The following is a 14,768-nucleotide window of genomic DNA, read 5'->3' on the forward strand; positions in this document are numbered from 1 at the left end:
CTTTCGTGGTGTCGGGACAGCATCTGCCCCCGAGAACCTCGAGATGGGTCTGCAGGCGTCAGGCGTTGAGTGCAGAAGCGCGCACATCGGTGGTGCGAAATCGATCCGGCTGAACGACTGACGCCAGCCGCGGTGCTGTTCGACGTGCTAGATAGAGGCTCGGAAAGGCGCACCGCGCGGTGCGGGATTGCACCATGATCGACTGGGATGACGTTCGCTATTTTCTTGCCGTCGCGCGCGGAGGCTCGGTGCGGGCTGCCGCCGAGCGCCTCGGGGTGAACCACGCGACCGTGCTGCGACGCATCGCCCAGCTCGAGGAACGCCTCGGGGTCCACATGTTCGAAAAGCTGCCTTCAGGCTACCGCCTGACGGCTGCGGGCGAGGAGGTCCTCGAGTTCGCGGACCAGATGGAAGCATCGTCGCACCTGCTGGAGACACGCGTCTTCGGGCGCGACCAGAGCGTGCGCGGGCTTCTGCGGGTGACGCTGGCGCCGCCCCTCGCAACCCACCTGCTCATGCCGGACTTCGCCGATTTCGCGCGTCTGCATCCGGACATCGAGATGGATATCCTGTCGTCCGGCGAGCTGGCAAACCTGACCAACCGAGAGGCCGACGTCGCGATCCGCGTCGTCTACGACCGCAAAACCCTGCCGCTCAATCTTCACGGCATGAAGGGACCGGAGCTGTTCGGCGGCGTCTACATGTCCAGGGATCGACTAGCCGCGTGGCGTGCGGACGTGCCTGATCCCGTCCGGTGGATCGTCATCAGCATTCATGGAATTCCGGATTGGGCCAGCGAGGGTGAGGTTCGTACCAACGGGGTTCCATTCAGGACCTCGGACGCCGGGGCGCAGATCGCTGCTGTACAGCAAGGGCTCGGGATCACGACACTGCCGTGCTTCGTCGGAGATGCCGATCCCCTGCTGGTGAGGGTGCCGGGTACCGACCTGCACATGTACGGAACGGTTTGGCTCCTCACAAAGGGGGAGACACGCAAGACCAAGCGCGTGCGGCTCTTCACGGAGTTCGTATCCCGCAGGCTCGCCGCATACGCTCCGCTTCTCGCGGGCCTGTCCATATCGCGCGGCTGACGTGCGGCGAGAGCCGGTGGTTATCTGGAATCATTCGAAAGGCGAAACTCAGCAATCGCCGAATTCGTTAGCGAGCTACGAGCGGTGGCGACGTCGATGACCGCTCGCAATGACGATGTGGAAAGAGCGCGCCTCGATTTCCGATGCGCGCCCTCGGACGCAGCACGGCGTGAGCAGGTTCTGGACGCTCCGCTCGCGATGACGGCGCCGAATTATTCCTGATCGACCAGATCGTCTTCCAGGATCGCCATCTGGAACTGGAACGAGCGATCATCGTCCTCGTCGTCGACGAAGAGCACGCCGATGAACTCCTCGCCGATATAGACCTCGGCGGAGTCATCCTTCTTCGGCCGCGGCACGACGCGGATCTTGGGATTGCCGAATACGCGCTTCAAATACGCATCTAACTTTCTGACTTCTTTGACGTCCACGGCAAGTCTCCGATCAAAATTGGTCGGCGGGTTTTAGGACGAGACGCTGCGAACCGCCAGCATGAATTGGCAAAGAATTTGGGGACGAAAAGGGCCGGAAAATCCGGCCCTTAACTGGCGAGCCTAAAGCCCCATCGCGTTGATCATCTGGTCCATGGTGCGCGACGGCTCGGCGCAGCCGGCCTCGCCCACGATCTTGGCGGGCACGCCCGCGACCGTGACATTGTGCGGCACAGGCTTGACCACGACCGAGCCGGCCGCGATGCGCGCGCAATGGCCGATCTCGATGTTGCCGAGAATCTTTGCGCCGGCGCCAATCAGGACGCCATGGCGAATCTTCGGATGACGGTCCTCGTTCTCCTTGCCGGTACCGCCGAGGGTGACGCCGTGCAGGATCGAGACGTCGTCCTCGATCACCGCCGTCTCGCCGCAGACGAAGCCGGTGGCGTGGTCGAGGAAGATGCCGCGGCCGATGCGCGCGGCGGGATTGATGTCGGTCTGGAACACCGCCGACGCACGGCTCTGGAGGTAATAGGCAAAATCCTTGCGGCCCTTCAGATAGAGCCAGTGCGCGAGGCGATGGGTCTGGATCGCATGGAAGCCCTTGAAGTAGAGCAAGGGATCGATGAAGCGCGAGGTCGCGGGATCGCGGTCGTAGACGGCGACGAGATCGGCGCGGAAGGCGTTGCCGAGATCGGGGTCGTCGCGCAGCGCCTCGTCAAAGGTCTGGCGTACGAGGTCGCCCGACAGCGCCGCATGATCGAGCCGGTCGGCGACCCGATGGATCACCGAATCTTCCAGGCGGCTGTGATGCAGCACCGTCGAATAGATGAAGGTCGCAAGCTCGGGCTCGCGATGGACGATGTCCTCCGCCTCGCCGCGGATCCGTTCCCAGATCGGATCGAGCGTTGCGAGCTTTCCTCCCGGATTGACCTGATGCACTGCCATGGGATCTGCTCTTTCGAATTGGCTCGTTTGGCTGGCTCTATAACACAGTCTAGGCGACAAAGTCCCGGCGGGCTTGCCTGAGAGTGAACAGTGCCTTGCCCCGCGAAAGCAACCCAACGCATTGAAACGCAACAGTTTCTCGGAACGCCCCCAGGCGGCAAGGTCGGCTTGAAATGGTCAGAGTCTCGCCAAATTCAAGCCGGGTGGCGTCAAACTATTGGTGAATTTCGTCCCGAGCGTTATTGCGGTCATGGTCTGTTGGGGACGGGAGCGGATTTGAGCATCACCACCGATAGTTTGCGCGCCCGCGCTGCCGGGTCGTTTTGGCTGCGGCTGGCGGCGGTGGCTTTGCCCCTCCTCATGATCGGGCCTGCGTTCTGGAATGGCTATCCGCTGTTGCAATGGGATACCGGCGGCTATCTGGCGCGCTGGTACGAAGGTTATCTCGTCCCCAGCCGGTCCACCGTGTTCGGCCTCTATCTGCATTACGGCGAGAATTTCGGCTTCTGGATCAACCTCGCGCTCCAGTCGCTGTCGACGCTGTGGCTGTTGCAGCTGACGCTGCGCGTGCTGGGGCTGATGCAGACATTCCGCTTCGTCGCGATCAGCCTGCTGCTGATCCTGTCAACCGCCCTGCCCTGGCTCGCCAGCATGCTGCTCACCGACATCTTTGCGGGGCTGTCGATATTGTCGCTGTTCCTGCTGATCGTCGGCGCAAGCCGGACCTCAGCGCTCGAAAAAGTCTCGCTGTTCGGCTTCACCGCCTTTGCCGCGGCGACCCACAGCGCCACCCTCGGCGTGCTGTTCGGGCTCTGCGCCGCCGGCTGGATGATGCGGCCGTTGCTCGGGCGTCGTCTCCCGATGGCCGGACTGGTGCAGGCGAGCCTGACCATTGTCGCGGGGGGCCTGATGCTGGTGTCGGCCAACCATGCACTGTCGGGCAAATGGGCCTGGACGCCCGGCGGCACCGGCGTCGCCTTCGGCCGCATGATGCAGGACGGCATCGTCGCGCGTTTTCTCAACGACCACTGCCCGCGCGAAAACTTCAAGCTCTGTCCCTATCGCAACAAGCTGCCGCCGACCGCCGACGAGTTCCTGTGGGGCCACAGCATGTTCAACACGCTCGGCCGCTTTGACGGCATGAATGACGAAATGGGCACCATCGTCGTGCAATCGCTCGCGGCCTATCCGGCCTGGCAGGTCGAGGCGGCCTTGCGCGCGATGGGGCAGCAATTGCTGCATGTCGCGACCGGCGAAGGCACCAGCGGCTGGATTCCCCATACCTACGGCATCATCGAGCACTACATCCCGGCGCAAGTGGCTGCGATGCGCGCGGCGCGGCAGCAGCAATGGGGCCTCGATTTCAGCTACATCAATTGGCTGCACGTGCCGGTCGCGCTGGCCTCGATGCTGGGACTGCTCGCGCTGCTCGGACACGCGCTCGCCCAGCGACGGTTGGACGATCTGACGCTGCTCGCCGCGACCGTGACGCTGGCCCTGCTCGGCAACGCCTTCATCTGTGGCATCATCTCAGGGCCACACGACCGCTATGGCGCACGCATGGTGTGGGTTGCGACCTTCGTGGTGCTGATGGCGCTGTTCCGATCGATCGGCGACGACGAGTCCAAAGCGCGATGAGATGAATCGCGCTTTGGGTTGTTGTTTGAGCATGATCTTTTCGGAAAACCGCTGCACACTTTTCCGGATCATGCTCCACGGACGACGCCTCAGCCGCGGCGTGACAGGAAATCCAGCACGCCGGTCTTGTAGACCTTGTCGCCGACCGCGCGCATGTGATCGCGGCCGGGAATATCGAGCACTTCCGAGCCGGGAATGATCGCACCGAGCGCGCTGGCCGAACCCGCAACGTCATCGGTGCTACCAACCGCGATCAGCACGGGCACGTCGATGCGCGCGGCCTCGTCCCTGGTCATGAGATCGCGCGTGCCGCGCAGGCAGGCGGCGAGCGCACGATGGTCGGAACGGGTCTGGTCTGCAAACGCACGAAACGTGCGGCCGACGGGATCGGTGACGTCGTCGAGCGAGGCCGCTTCCAGCGCCTTGGCCACGTTCTCGCCGGGGCCGGTGCCCTCGATCAGTCCGCCGATGCCGATGCCGCCGAGGATCGCCGAGCGCAGCCGCTGCGGCTCGTTCAGCCCAAGCCAGGCCGTCATCCGCCCGCCCATCGAATAGCCCATGATGTCGGCCTGCGGGATCGCGAGATGGTCCATCAGCGCGAGCACGTCGCCGGCCATGGTCGGAATCGAATATTGCGCGGGCTCATAGAGCTTGGCGCTGTCGCCATGGCCGCGATTGTCCAGCGCAATGACGCGGCGGCCGTTCTTGCGCAGCTCCGAGACCCAGGTCGGGTAGACCCAGTTCACGTTCTTGCTCGAGGCAAAGCCGTGCACCAGGATGATCGGATCGCCCTCGCCTTCGTCGAGATAGGCAATTTCAACAGCGCCGTTGTGAAAGCTCGGCATCATCAGTTCCGCAGTGTTGTGGGGAGAGGTTGATCTTAGGCCGTGACGGCCGTGTTTGCCAGAGCCGCGTCGGCTGCTGACTGCGCCTGGCGGAGCCGGCGGCGCCGCCTGCGATCGCACCAGGCTTGCGTCAGGCGCTCGGTGGTCGCCTTGATCGAGGACAACAAGCCGAACAGCGTCAGCGCCGCGCCGAGCAGCCACAGCGTGAGATCGAACGCGCCGCCGATGAGCAGCAGCGCGCCACGGCCGAGCAGCTTCATGATCGCGCGCGTCTTGCTGCCTTGCGCTTCCGCAAGCCGCGCCGCGCGCGCGACATCCTTGGGCCCTTCGGCGATGCGCAGCGTGTCCATCGCGCCGCGCGTGCCGGTCTTCTCGGCCACGCGCGTGACGTCCTTGCCGAGCCGGACCAGCGCACCGGCCTTCTCGACGCGGAACGCGGCCTTGATCGCGCTCACCGTCTCGCCCGGCCGCAGCACCGAGCCGGAGGCGACCGCATTCCGCAGCATCGGCGTGTCGACGACGTCGCGCGCCGACCGGCCGGCCCATGCGGCGAGACCCTCGCCGAGCCGCCCGACCTTGCGGGCGTCCTTCACCAGCGTCAGCCCGGCGCGCACCGGCGCGGCACCGCCGGCCGACACATAGGTCGCCGCCGTCACTGCGAGACCCGCGGTCGCAAGGCCGAGCACGAGGCGGTCGGTGTCCTCGCCCATCGCGAGATGCTTGCTCTCGCGAACGGCGTCCCTGACATCGCCGATCACGAAGAGATCGCCGGCCACTGTTCCCGAGAGGCTCGCGACATCGTCGGCATTCCCGGTGACGAGCCCGGTGGCGAAGCGCCTGGCGAAATGCGAGGTGGAGTTTTCGGTTTTGACGGCGTCGCTGACCCGGCTCAGGAGGTCCTCGGGCAGCGCGATGTTGCGGTCACGCGCGAGCGCGACAAAACTGTCGGCGAGATCGGCGTCGCCTGCGCCAAGCGCCGCCTCGATATTGTCCTGGATCAGGCGGTCGTTGCGCGCGAGAGCCGCATCGAGCTTGAGCTCGGACAGGGCGGCGGGATCGTCCTGGGCGGCGAGAACAGCGCCGGCCTCGCGGGCATGCGGTACTACCTGTGCGAGCACAAGGCTGCATGCAGCGATTCCGGTCAACGCTGAGCTGATTCGCAGCCACTTCATGCCGAGAGCCTGGACCTTCCCAAAATCATTTGCCTAAGATCATTCGCGCCTGATGGTTCGTCTTTTGCCGCAATTCTACGCGTCAACAGACATAGTATGCCAAAATTGCGACACAACGTCCCCGACGAAAGAAGGGCTTCTCTCAGGCCGCAAGATTGTGTCGAATTTGCAAGAGCAAATGAGCATGGGGCAACTGCGAACCTTTCGGTTCCGCTAGACTAGCAATCATCTGCACCCACCATTATGGTCCGCAGCGCCTCAAAGATGCCGCGTCAGTGTTTGATTGTGTCTGCCGCCATTGCCACTCCAGGATGAACTACGATGTCCGACCATGTCGTCCCGCACTTCCATAACGATGCCGGTGTTCCCGTCATCGAGATCGGCTCGCAAGAGTTCATGTGCGTCGGCGCCAACCCTCCGTTCGATCATCCGCACGTCTTCCTCGATCTCGGCAACGACAACGAGATCATCTGCCCGTACTGCTCGACGCTGTACCGCTTCGCCGCCGACCTGAAGGCGGGCGAAGCCCGTCCGCCGGAATGCGTGCTGAAGGACAAGGTGGCCTGATCGCCCCCCTCGGTCAGGGGTGGCCCTCCCGCGCACGATCGTCATTGCCGGTGCCGGAATCGGAGGACTGACGGCTGCGCTTGCGCTGGCCGCCCGCGGTTTTCGCATCGTCGTGCTGGAAAAGGCCGAGCGGCTCGAGGACGTCGGCGCCGGCTTGCAACTCTCCCCCAATGCCAGCCGCGTGCTGGTCGAGCTCGGTCTGACGGAGCGGCTGAAGCTGCGTGCCGTCGTACCCGAAGCGGTCTCGATCATGAGCGCACGCGCCGGCGGCGAACTGTTGCAGATGCCGCTCGGCGAGGCCGCCGCCCATCGCGCCGGCGCCCCCTACTGGGTGGTGCATCGCGCCGACCTGCAATCCGCGCTCGCCGGCGCGGTCGCGGACCATCCCGATATCGATCTGAAGCTGGGCGCGACATTCGAGGATGTCGCGCCCCACGCCAAGGGACTGACGGTGGTCCATCGCAGCGGGACCATCCGCCGCAGCGATCTCGCCAGCGCCCTGATCGGCGCCGACGGCATCTGGTCGACGGTGCGACAGCATCTATTTCCCGAAGTGCAGCCGCGCTTCTCCGGGCTGATCGCCTGGCGCGGCACGCTGGATGCCACGCAGCTGCCGAAGGAATACACCGCGCGGCGGGTGCAGCTCTGGATGGGCTCGAACGCCCATCTCGTCGCCTATCCGATCGCGGGCGGCCGCCAGCTCAACGTGGTGGCGGTGCTGCCGGGCACCTGGAACAGGCCGGGCTGGAGCACGCCCGGCGATCCCTTCGAGGTGATGGATGCCTTCGCCGCACCACGCTGGCCGCCGACGGCGCGGATGATGCTCGCCGCCGTCGACAGCTGGCGCAAATGGGCGCTGTTCGGCGTTCCCGACGGATGCCCCTGGACTGAGGGCCCGGTCGCGCTGCTCGGCGACGCCGTGCACGCGATGCTGCCGTTCGCAGCGCAAGGCGCCGGCATGGCGATCGAGGATGCGGCCGTGCTGGCCCAGCATCTGAGCGTCGAGACCGCCGAGGACGCAAGCAGCGTCGCTTCTGCTCTGAAACAATATGGCCTGATACGTCAGGCCCGGGTCAGGAAGGTGCAGCGCACCGCGCGACTGCAAGGCCGGATCTATCATCTCGGCGGCCCTGTCGCGCTCGCGCGCGATCTCGCGATCCGCGCACTCGGGCCGGACCGCATGCTGGCGCGGCAGGACTGGATCTACGGCTGGCGGCCCTAGCGTTTCGGCGCAGGCTTGATATCCGGCCGCTGCGGCGACGCAGAAGCCGGCGGCGGCGCACCGGGCGGCGTTTCCCGGCACCTATTGCGGCGCCAGGCGTCTTCGGCCAGTTGCGCCGAGCCACGGACCGCGACGTAATCGTTGCGGTAGGCAAGCTCGGACACGACGGCGCCGCCGGTCCCGGTCTCCGCCTTGTCCATCAGCTTCTGCAATTCGGCGGTGCGGGCGGCGAGCGCCTTGCGCTCCCCCTCGAGCTGCTTGCAGTCGTACAATTCGTATTTGGCGGGATCGGCGAAGGCCGGAGCGATCGTCTCGCTCACGCCGGCGCAGCCGGACAGCGCGAAGCCGGCCGCGACCAGCGCGGCAACCGCGCAGCGGGCGCGCAGGGAAGAGGAAAGCGAAGCAGGCATGGCCGGAAAAATAGTCCCCGTGAATTGAGAATGCCTAAAGCAGGGCCAGATGTCCGGATTGAGGCTTTGCCTTGTGCCGCCGGCTCGCTTAAGGAAGAACCGCCTGTCCAGCGCATGAGCGCCAATTCCAGACCGCTGGGCAGGACTTAAGTGTTTGATCTCGTTGGATCAAGCGGGCATGGCGGAATTGGTAGACGCAAGGGACTTAAAATCCCTCGGTGCGCAAGCGCTGTGCCGGTTCGACCCCGGCTGCCCGCACCATTTGAGCTGACCGGGACCGAGTACGCCCGCAGCATCATCCAGAAGCAGGCGATCGCGACCGTGAGCAGGTCGAATCCGTCCACGAACGCGATGCCCGAGACCGCCACCACGAACGGAATGGCAATCGCCATCGTCAGCAGGAGCGCCACCAGCACCGCAGGCAGGTCGACGACGAGGATGGCAGCATAGAGCGCCGCTTCGAAGAATGCATAGACCTTCAGTCTCGGCGCGCAGAGATAGAGCGCGTACATCGCGAGCACGGTGATGCGCATCGCGGCGTCGGGATGATCCATCAGCCAGTCGTCGAGCGCCCCGAGCGGCGAGGTCTTCGCGTCCCTGCCCTGTACCCTGACCATGCGCCATACGACAATGGCAAGCGGCGCGAGCAGAAGCGCAACCGCGATGAGCCCATAGAGCACGGCAACGACCGACTTGCTGCCGGCGAGCGACACGCGATCCGCAAGGGTCTGGGCGAGGAAGAGCAGCGACGGATTATCCTCGCCCCCCGGCGAATGTTGTCCGGGAATCTGGCCGAAGATCGCGCTCAACCAGCTTGACGACAGCTCGCCGTAGAACACTACCGAAACCAGGATCGGCAGCGCGAACATGCAAGCCGCCACCGCGATCAGGATGAGTTTGCGACGCCGCGGCTGCGGTAGCAGATAGAGCGCTGCGAGGACCGGGACAAACACCAGCTTGAACGAGGTGACGAGGCCGAGCAGCGCCGCACCGGCAAGCTGCGGCACGAAGCTCGCGTCCCTGTGCCCTTCCGACTGCGCGGAACGCAGCAGCAGCGCCAGCGATGCGGCCGTCAGTAGACCGCTCAGCATCGCGAAATTGCCGCTCGCCAAAACCCATTCGAACCCGAGAAAACCACCCAGCGCGAACACGCCACGCAGCACGACATCACGCAGGCCATCGCGGCCTCTGCCGAGACCGGGCAGCAGCAGGACGCAGATCAGCCCAAGCACGAGATAGATGGCCTTGTAGTGCGCGCCCAGAAAGCCGCCGGCACAGAGCGGCCGAAAGGCATCGAGGGTGACCGGAAGATAAGGGTATGAAAGATCAGTGCCCTTCAGGTTTCTGACGAAATAGGGATCGCGCCCCTCGCCATGGGCGTCGACCGCCGCGCAGTTCACCCGCACGTCCGAGCCGAAGGTGTTGTTGACGCTGAGATCGACGGCGACGGCCGTGGGGAGCAATACGGCCAAGATCAGCAGGAAGCGGCTCAACCGGCCCCTCCGCGGCGCCCCTGCGGCAAACGACCGCTGCTCTCCCGCATCTGCGGACGGGGCGACACTCGTCATGGACGCACGCCCTGCTGCGCGAGGCGTGTCGGCTCGGCTCGAAAATCGAGCAACAGGATCCAGAAGCACATCAGCGCGACCGCAAGCTGGACAAAGCCACCTTCGATCGTAATCCCCATGATCGAGACCAGCGTCGGAACGGCAACGCCGATGGTCAGCACGGCTGCAAGGGCTGTGGCCGGAAGATCGACGATCAGGACGGCGGCGTAGACCGCGAGCTCGAAAAACGCATATTCCTTCAGGCGCGGCGAGCTGAGATAGAGGCCGTACATCGCAAGCACCGTGATCCGCATCGCGGCCTGCGGATGATCGATCAGCCAGCGGTCGAGGCGGGCTGGCAACGATCCCCCATTGTTGCGGATCGCGCGCAGCAGCGACCAGCCGAGCGGCGCGAGCACCAAATTGGTCGCCGCCACTGCGTAAATGGCGAACACCAGCGGCTTGCTGTCGGCAAGCCCCACGCGGTCCACGATGGCCTGCGCCAACAGTAGCAGCGATGGATTGGTCTCCCCGATCCGGACCGAAAGCTGACCGGGGATCCCGCCCGTGATCGCGAGCAACCAGCTCGAGAACAAGCCTGGATAGACGGCGATCGAGATCAGCATCGGCAGCGCGAAGCCAAGGCCCGCCACCGTCATCAGGACAAGTTTCCGCCGCCGCGACAGCGGCAGGAAATACAGCGCGGCCAGCAACGGGAAGAAGACCAGCTTGAACGACATCACGAGGCCAAGCAGTGCCGCCCCTGCCATACGAAGGACGTCATCTTGATCGTCGGGCTTGGCGGGGCGAAGCAGAAGGGCAAGTGCTGCGGCCGTCAGTCCGCCACTGAGGATCGCGAAATTGCCGGAGGCCAGCACCCATTCGAAACCGACGAACGCGCCGAGCACGTAAAGTCCCCTCAGCGCCACGTCACCCATGCTGCGGGTCCGGCCGATCCCGGGCAGCAACAGGCTACAGAGCACGGCGATGGCGAGAAAGACGCCGCGCTGATGGCCGACAAGAAAGCCGCTTGCGCACAACGGACGAAAGGCATCCAGCGTCGCCGGCAGATAGGTATAAGAGAACTTGGTGCCCTTCAGATTTTTCACGTAGTACGGATCGAGCCCATCGACATGCGCATCGACCGCGGCGCAGTTGACGCGAGCGTCCCAGCCGTAATTCATATCGGGCACGGCATAGTTGGCGAGATTGCCGAACACCAGCATCGCCACCAGCGCGATCAGGCAGGCAAGCCAGGCGTTGCGCTTGCCGGCCATGTCGGCCGACGGTCCTGACCATCGTGCTGTTCCGGTGATGTCGGACACGCCTGTACCCTGCCTGTTTCCTAAGTTCCGTCGGCGCCTGATCCGGCGTACGGTCGGGCCACATTGGACAGGATGCGTTGCGGATTCATCTCCCCGATGGGTTGTCCGCGCTGTTATGGTGAATCCCTGGTTTCGGAAACGCTTCCATGCGCGCCGTCATCGCCTGCCCGCGCCGCACGAAGGCTTTTGCCTCGGCATCGAGACCGGCCTTCACGCTCTCGGAGAATTCGGCGATGTCGGCGCCGGCCGACGCGTGGCTGGAGGCAGAGTTACGTGACCACGGCATTCACGGCGCGGCAGAGCTTGCGCGGCGTGTCTTCACCATTTGTTGTCCGTCCCCGGCCCTGCCTGACAGCCATCCCAAAACAAGGGTTGTGCGATGCAGCATGGGGATGAGATATGACCTCTGAAATCAGAGGTGAGCTGCTTGTCCGAGGTCAATGCTGACGACTGGGTGTCCTCGGGACACCGTCCAATGGGTTTTCCCGAATTCGTTGTCGTGATCGCGTCCATCATGGCGCTGAATCCGCTCGCGATGGACATGATGCTGCCCGCGCTGCCCAATATCGGCGTGGCCTTCGGCATTCCCAACGCCAACCATCTCCAGCTCGTGCTGTCGACCTTCCTGATCGGCTTCGGCGCCGGCCAGTTCGTCATGGGCCCGTTGTCGGACCGGTTCGGGCGTCGGCCGGTGCTGCTCGGCGGCATGGCGGTCTATGCGGTGGCGAGCGTGCTGGCGGTCGCGGCGCCCTCGTTCGAGACGCTGCTGCTCGCGCGCGCACTGCAAGGCCTCGGCACCTCGGCGACGCGCGTGATCGCGACCTCGATCGTGCGCGACTGCTATGCCGGCCGCCGCATGGCGAGCGTGATGTCGCTTGCGATGATGATCTTCATCGCCGTGCCCGTGATCGCGCCCTCGTTCGGACAGGCCGTGCTGCTGGTCACGCAATGGCGCGGCATCTTCGTCGTACTGATGGTCTACGGCGTGCTTGCGCTGGCATGGAGCGTGTTGCGGCTGCCTGAAACCCTTCCCGAGTCCGAACGCAGATCGCTGGCGCCCGCCGACGTGTTCTCGGCCTTCCGCCAGACCGTCACCAATCGCCAGACCATCGGTTATGCGACGGCCGCCGGCGCCGTCATGGGCGCGCTGTTCGCCTACGTGTTCTCGGCGCAGCAGGTGTTCACCGGCATCTATCACCTCGGCCACTATTTCCCGCTCGCCTTTGCGGCGATCGCGGCCGGCACAGCCGTCGCCGGCTTCCTCAACGCCAGATTGGTCGGCACGCTCGGCATGCGCGTGATCTCGCACGGCGCGCTGACGCTCTACACCGCGGTGGCCGGCGTGATGCTGCTGACCCAGATCCTCGGTGTGCTGCCGCTTCCGCTATTCATGGCGTTGTCGGCGCTGATGATGTTCTCGTTCGGCATGATGGTCGCCAATTTCACCGCGCTCGCGATGGAGCCGCAGGGCCACATCGCAGGCACCGCCTCCTCGCTCTACGGCTCGATCACGACGCTGATCGGCATCGCGGTCGGAACGGCGATCGGCCAGAGTTTCGACGGCACGCTGCTGCCGTTCTCGATCGGATTCTTCCTGTCGACGCTTGCAGCACTCGCGATCGTGCTGGTGGTGGAGAAGGGACGGCTGTTCAAGCCGCATCATCGCCCCTTCGTGTGAGGAACTTCGCAGGCGCCTCGATGTTGTCCTGCAGCATTTTCGAGAGGTCGCCTCATGGAACCGAAACGCAACGAAACCGATCACGCGCCGGAACTGACTGAGGCGCAGCGAAAGGATGCCGGCGTAAAGCAGCCCGCCTTCACACCGCCCTTCGCAAGCGAAGGCCCTGAAGGGGTGCGCGACAGCCACTGCTGAGAGACGCGCCCTACTCCGGACTGCGCATGTTTGCGCTGAATTCCTGCGCTGCGTTTTCGGGCGATGCGCGGCTGCTTACTCCGACTTGTCGATGTTCCAGAACACCGGTGTCGCCGGGCCGTCGATCACACCGGTCAGCGACTTCCGCCAGGCGCTGGGCGACTGATACTGGCCGAGCGGCATGTAAAGCACCTGATCGTAGGTTTCCTTCTGGATCTCGGTCGCGATCCTCTTCTGCTCGTCGGGCGAGGCCGCGCGGACGAAGGCGTCCTTGAGCTGCTCGACCTTGGCATCCTCCGCCCAACCGAACCAGCCGCCCTTCTTGCCCTGCCCGCCCACGGCGATGTTGGAAATCGGATTGGAGACGTCGGCGCTGACCCAGTTCGTGATGAACATGTTCCAGCCGCCCTCCTTCGGGGGCTTCTGGCTGGCGCGCCGGCTCACCACCGTCTGCCAGTCGGTGGCCTGCAAGTCGACCTTGAAGCCGGCTTCGCGCAGCTGCTGAGCCACCACAATCGGTTGAGCCTTCAATGTCAGCACGTCGCCCGGCGCCATGAGCACGACGGGTGTCCCGTCGTAGCCGGATTCGGCGAGCGCCTTCCTGGCCGCAGCAACGTCGCCACCCTTCGCGAGGATCTCGCCGCCAATCTCCGTCGCGAACGGTGTGTCGCAGATGAAGACCGCGGCGCAAGTCTTGTAGTATTTGGGATTGCCGATCAGCGCATCGAGCACGTCCTTCTGGTTGACCGCCATGAGTGCCGCGCGGCGAACCTTGACGTTATCGAACGGCGGATGGAGGAAGTTCATCCGAGCGCCCGTCTGGAAGCCGAACTTGTTCAGAATCTCGACTTTGAGGTCCTTGTCGGCTTCGATGGCGGGCAACATTTCGATGGCGGGAATTTCCATGAAATCGATGTCGCCCGACTGCAGCGCGTTCAACGCCGTCTGGGCGTCCGGCATGGTGATCCACTCGACGCGGTCGACCTTCACCACCTTGCCGCCGGCAGTCCAGCTCGACGGCTCCTTGCGCGGCACATAGTCGGTGTTCTTGACATAGACCGACTTCACCCCGGGCTGGAATTCAGCCTGCACGAACTTGAAGGGGCCGGAGCCGATCTGCTCGGGGATCTGCTTGTCCACCGGCGTCTCGGCGAGACGCTTCGGCATCATGAAAGCGACCCGCGAGGACGGCTTGCCGATCGAGTCCAGCACGAGCGCGTACGGCTCCTTCAGCTTCAGCGTGATGGTCTTGGGGTCAGTCGCCTCGATGCTCGCGGTGAACAGCATCATCTGCTGCCCCATGCTATCGACAGCGGCCCAGCGCTTCAGCGAAGCAACGCAATCTTCCGCGGTGACCGGCATACCGTCATGCCACTTCAGACCATCGCGCAGCGTGAAGGTGTAAGTCAGCTTGTCGTCGGAGATCTTCCAGTCCGCCATCTGCGGCTGGATCTTGAAATTCGAATCGGTCGCGATGAGCGTGTCGTAGACCATGTAGCCATGGTCGCGCGCGATATAGGCGCTGGTGAAGATCGGATCGAGGATGCGCAGATCCGAATGCATCACCGCGGTAATGGTCTTGCCTGCGGCAAGAACCGGCGAGGCGAGCGCCGAAAGCGCCAAGACTGACATCGCAAGTGTGGAGGCGAACGCCCGACGCCCACGGCGCATGAGTTGGAACATTGAAGTTCTCCTGACG

Annotated in this window: 14 protein-coding genes, 1 tRNA gene and 1 pseudogene; 8 read left to right on the plus strand and 8 right to left on the minus strand. The window is 64.5% G+C overall.

Annotated features, from left to right (window positions below; translation table 11 throughout):
• Nucleotides 1-194: 194 nt before the first annotated feature.
• Complete coding sequence (locus K3F49_RS02005; RefSeq protein ID WP_234679086.1) at nt 195-1,091, plus strand: LysR family transcriptional regulator; 897 nt, start codon at nt 195-197, stop codon at nt 1,089-1,091.
• Nucleotides 1,092-1,303: 212 nt separating this feature from the next.
• Here the strand turns inward: K3F49_RS02005 and K3F49_RS02010 are convergent, their stop codons facing one another.
• Both K3F49_RS02010 and cysE read right to left on the minus strand, forming a co-directional pair.
• On the minus strand, nt 1,304-1,522 hold the full coding sequence (locus tag K3F49_RS02010; RefSeq protein WP_007602550.1) for a DUF3126 family protein: 219 nt from the start codon (nt 1,520-1,522) through the stop codon (nt 1,304-1,306).
• A gap of 123 nt (nt 1,523-1,645) precedes the next feature.
• Nucleotides 1,646-2,470, minus strand: a complete 825-nt coding sequence (cysE, locus tag K3F49_RS02015) for a serine O-acetyltransferase (RefSeq protein WP_234679087.1) — start codon at nt 2,468-2,470, stop codon at nt 1,646-1,648.
• A gap of 276 nt (nt 2,471-2,746) precedes the next feature.
• Here cysE and K3F49_RS02020 point away from each other — a divergent pair, with 276 nt between their 5' ends.
• Nucleotides 2,747-4,108 carry a hypothetical protein gene (locus K3F49_RS02020; protein ID WP_234679088.1) on the plus strand — a complete coding sequence of 454 codons (1,362 nt, stop codon included), beginning with the start codon at nt 2,747-2,749 and terminating at the stop codon, nt 4,106-4,108.
• Nucleotides 4,109-4,197: 89 nt separating this feature from the next.
• Here the strand turns inward: K3F49_RS02020 and K3F49_RS02025 are convergent, their stop codons facing one another.
• A complete protein-coding gene (locus K3F49_RS02025; RefSeq protein WP_234679089.1) occupies nt 4,198-4,953 on the minus strand; it encodes an alpha/beta fold hydrolase in 756 nt (251 codons plus the stop codon).
• A gap of 35 nt (nt 4,954-4,988) precedes the next feature.
• Nucleotides 4,989-6,125 carry a hypothetical protein gene (locus K3F49_RS02030; protein ID WP_234679090.1) on the minus strand — a complete coding sequence of 379 codons (1,137 nt, stop codon included), beginning with the start codon at nt 6,123-6,125 and terminating at the stop codon, nt 4,989-4,991.
• A 321-nt stretch (nt 6,126-6,446) separates the two neighbouring features.
• Between K3F49_RS02030 and K3F49_RS02035 the strand changes: the two genes are divergently transcribed.
• Together K3F49_RS02035 and K3F49_RS02040 are read left to right on the plus strand one after the other, a co-directional pair.
• Nucleotides 6,447-6,692, plus strand: a complete 246-nt coding sequence (locus K3F49_RS02035; RefSeq protein WP_007602543.1) for a zinc-finger domain-containing protein — start codon at nt 6,447-6,449, stop codon at nt 6,690-6,692.
• 19 nt (nt 6,693-6,711) lie between these two features.
• Complete coding sequence (locus K3F49_RS02040) at nt 6,712-7,914, plus strand: FAD-dependent monooxygenase (RefSeq protein ID WP_234679091.1); 1,203 nt, start codon at nt 6,712-6,714, stop codon at nt 7,912-7,914.
• Here K3F49_RS02040 and K3F49_RS02045 read toward each other — a convergent pair.
• On the minus strand, nt 7,911-8,324 hold the full coding sequence (locus tag K3F49_RS02045) for a twin-arginine translocation pathway signal (RefSeq protein WP_234679092.1): 414 nt from the start codon (nt 8,322-8,324) through the stop codon (nt 7,911-7,913). The two genes, K3F49_RS02040 and K3F49_RS02045, sit on opposite strands and share 4 nt — an antisense overlap.
• Nucleotides 8,325-8,496: 172 nt before the next feature.
• On the opposite strand from K3F49_RS02045, the gene K3F49_RS02050 reads away from it, so the two are divergent.
• Nucleotides 8,497-8,585 (plus strand) — tRNA-Leu (locus K3F49_RS02050).
• Nucleotides 8,586-8,869: 284 nt separating this feature from the next.
• Complete coding sequence (locus K3F49_RS02055; protein WP_234679093.1) at nt 8,870-9,142, plus strand: hypothetical protein; 273 nt, start codon at nt 8,870-8,872, stop codon at nt 9,140-9,142.
• A 746-nt stretch (nt 9,143-9,888) separates the two neighbouring features.
• Here the strand turns inward: K3F49_RS02055 and K3F49_RS02060 are convergent.
• Complete coding sequence (locus K3F49_RS02060; protein ID WP_234679094.1) at nt 9,889-11,196, minus strand: hypothetical protein; 1,308 nt, start codon at nt 11,194-11,196, stop codon at nt 9,889-9,891.
• 121 nt (nt 11,197-11,317) lie between these two features.
• Nucleotides 11,318-11,446, minus strand: a pseudogene (locus tag K3F49_RS02065) (enoyl-CoA hydratase); the annotation flags it as partial.
• A 225-nt stretch (nt 11,447-11,671) separates the two neighbouring features.
• On the opposite strand from K3F49_RS02065, the gene K3F49_RS02070 reads away from it, so the two are divergent.
• Nucleotides 11,672-12,874, plus strand: coding sequence for a multidrug effflux MFS transporter (locus tag K3F49_RS02070; protein ID WP_452100252.1), 1,203 nt, complete (start codon nt 11,672-11,674; stop codon nt 12,872-12,874).
• Nucleotides 12,875-12,928: 54 nt separating this feature from the next.
• Nucleotides 12,929-13,069 carry a hypothetical protein gene (locus K3F49_RS02075; protein WP_234679096.1) on the plus strand — a complete coding sequence of 47 codons (141 nt, stop codon included), beginning with the start codon at nt 12,929-12,931 and terminating at the stop codon, nt 13,067-13,069.
• Nucleotides 13,070-13,144: 75 nt separating this feature from the next.
• Here the strand turns inward: K3F49_RS02075 and K3F49_RS02080 are convergent, their stop codons facing one another.
• Nucleotides 13,145-14,752: an ABC transporter substrate-binding protein gene (locus K3F49_RS02080; protein ID WP_234679097.1), complete on the minus strand. Its 1,608-nt coding sequence runs from the start codon at nt 14,750-14,752 to the stop codon at nt 13,145-13,147.
• Nucleotides 14,753-14,768 lie beyond the last annotated feature (16 nt).

The organism is Bradyrhizobium monzae (genome assembly GCF_021458635.1).
Taxonomy (GTDB): domain Bacteria; phylum Pseudomonadota; class Alphaproteobacteria; order Rhizobiales; family Xanthobacteraceae; genus Bradyrhizobium.

Coding starts and splice junctions, on each gene's coding strand:
- K3F49_RS02005 (WP_234679086.1), top strand. CDS start 195: ATGATCGACTGGGATGACGTTCGCTATTTTCTTGCCGTCGCGCGCGGA.
- cysE (WP_234679087.1), bottom strand. CDS start 2,470: ATGGCAGTGCATCAGGTCAATCCGGGAGGAAAGCTCGCAACGCTCGAT.
- K3F49_RS02025 (WP_234679089.1), bottom strand. CDS start 4,953: ATGCCGAGCTTTCACAACGGCGCTGTTGAAATTGCCTATCTCGACGAA.
- K3F49_RS02030 (WP_234679090.1), bottom strand. CDS start 6,125: ATGAAGTGGCTGCGAATCAGCTCAGCGTTGACCGGAATCGCTGCATGC.
- K3F49_RS02035 (WP_007602543.1), top strand. CDS start 6,447: ATGTCCGACCATGTCGTCCCGCACTTCCATAACGATGCCGGTGTTCCC.
- K3F49_RS02045 (WP_234679092.1), bottom strand. CDS start 8,324: ATGCCTGCTTCGCTTTCCTCTTCCCTGCGCGCCCGCTGCGCGGTTGCC.
- K3F49_RS02055 (WP_234679093.1), top strand. CDS start 8,870: ATGATCCATCAGCCAGTCGTCGAGCGCCCCGAGCGGCGAGGTCTTCGC.
- K3F49_RS02070 (WP_452100252.1), top strand. CDS start 11,672: ATGGGTTTTCCCGAATTCGTTGTCGTGATCGCGTCCATCATGGCGCTG.
- K3F49_RS02075 (WP_234679096.1), top strand. CDS start 12,929: ATGGAACCGAAACGCAACGAAACCGATCACGCGCCGGAACTGACTGAG.
- K3F49_RS02080 (WP_234679097.1), bottom strand. CDS start 14,752: ATGTTCCAACTCATGCGCCGTGGGCGTCGGGCGTTCGCCTCCACACTT.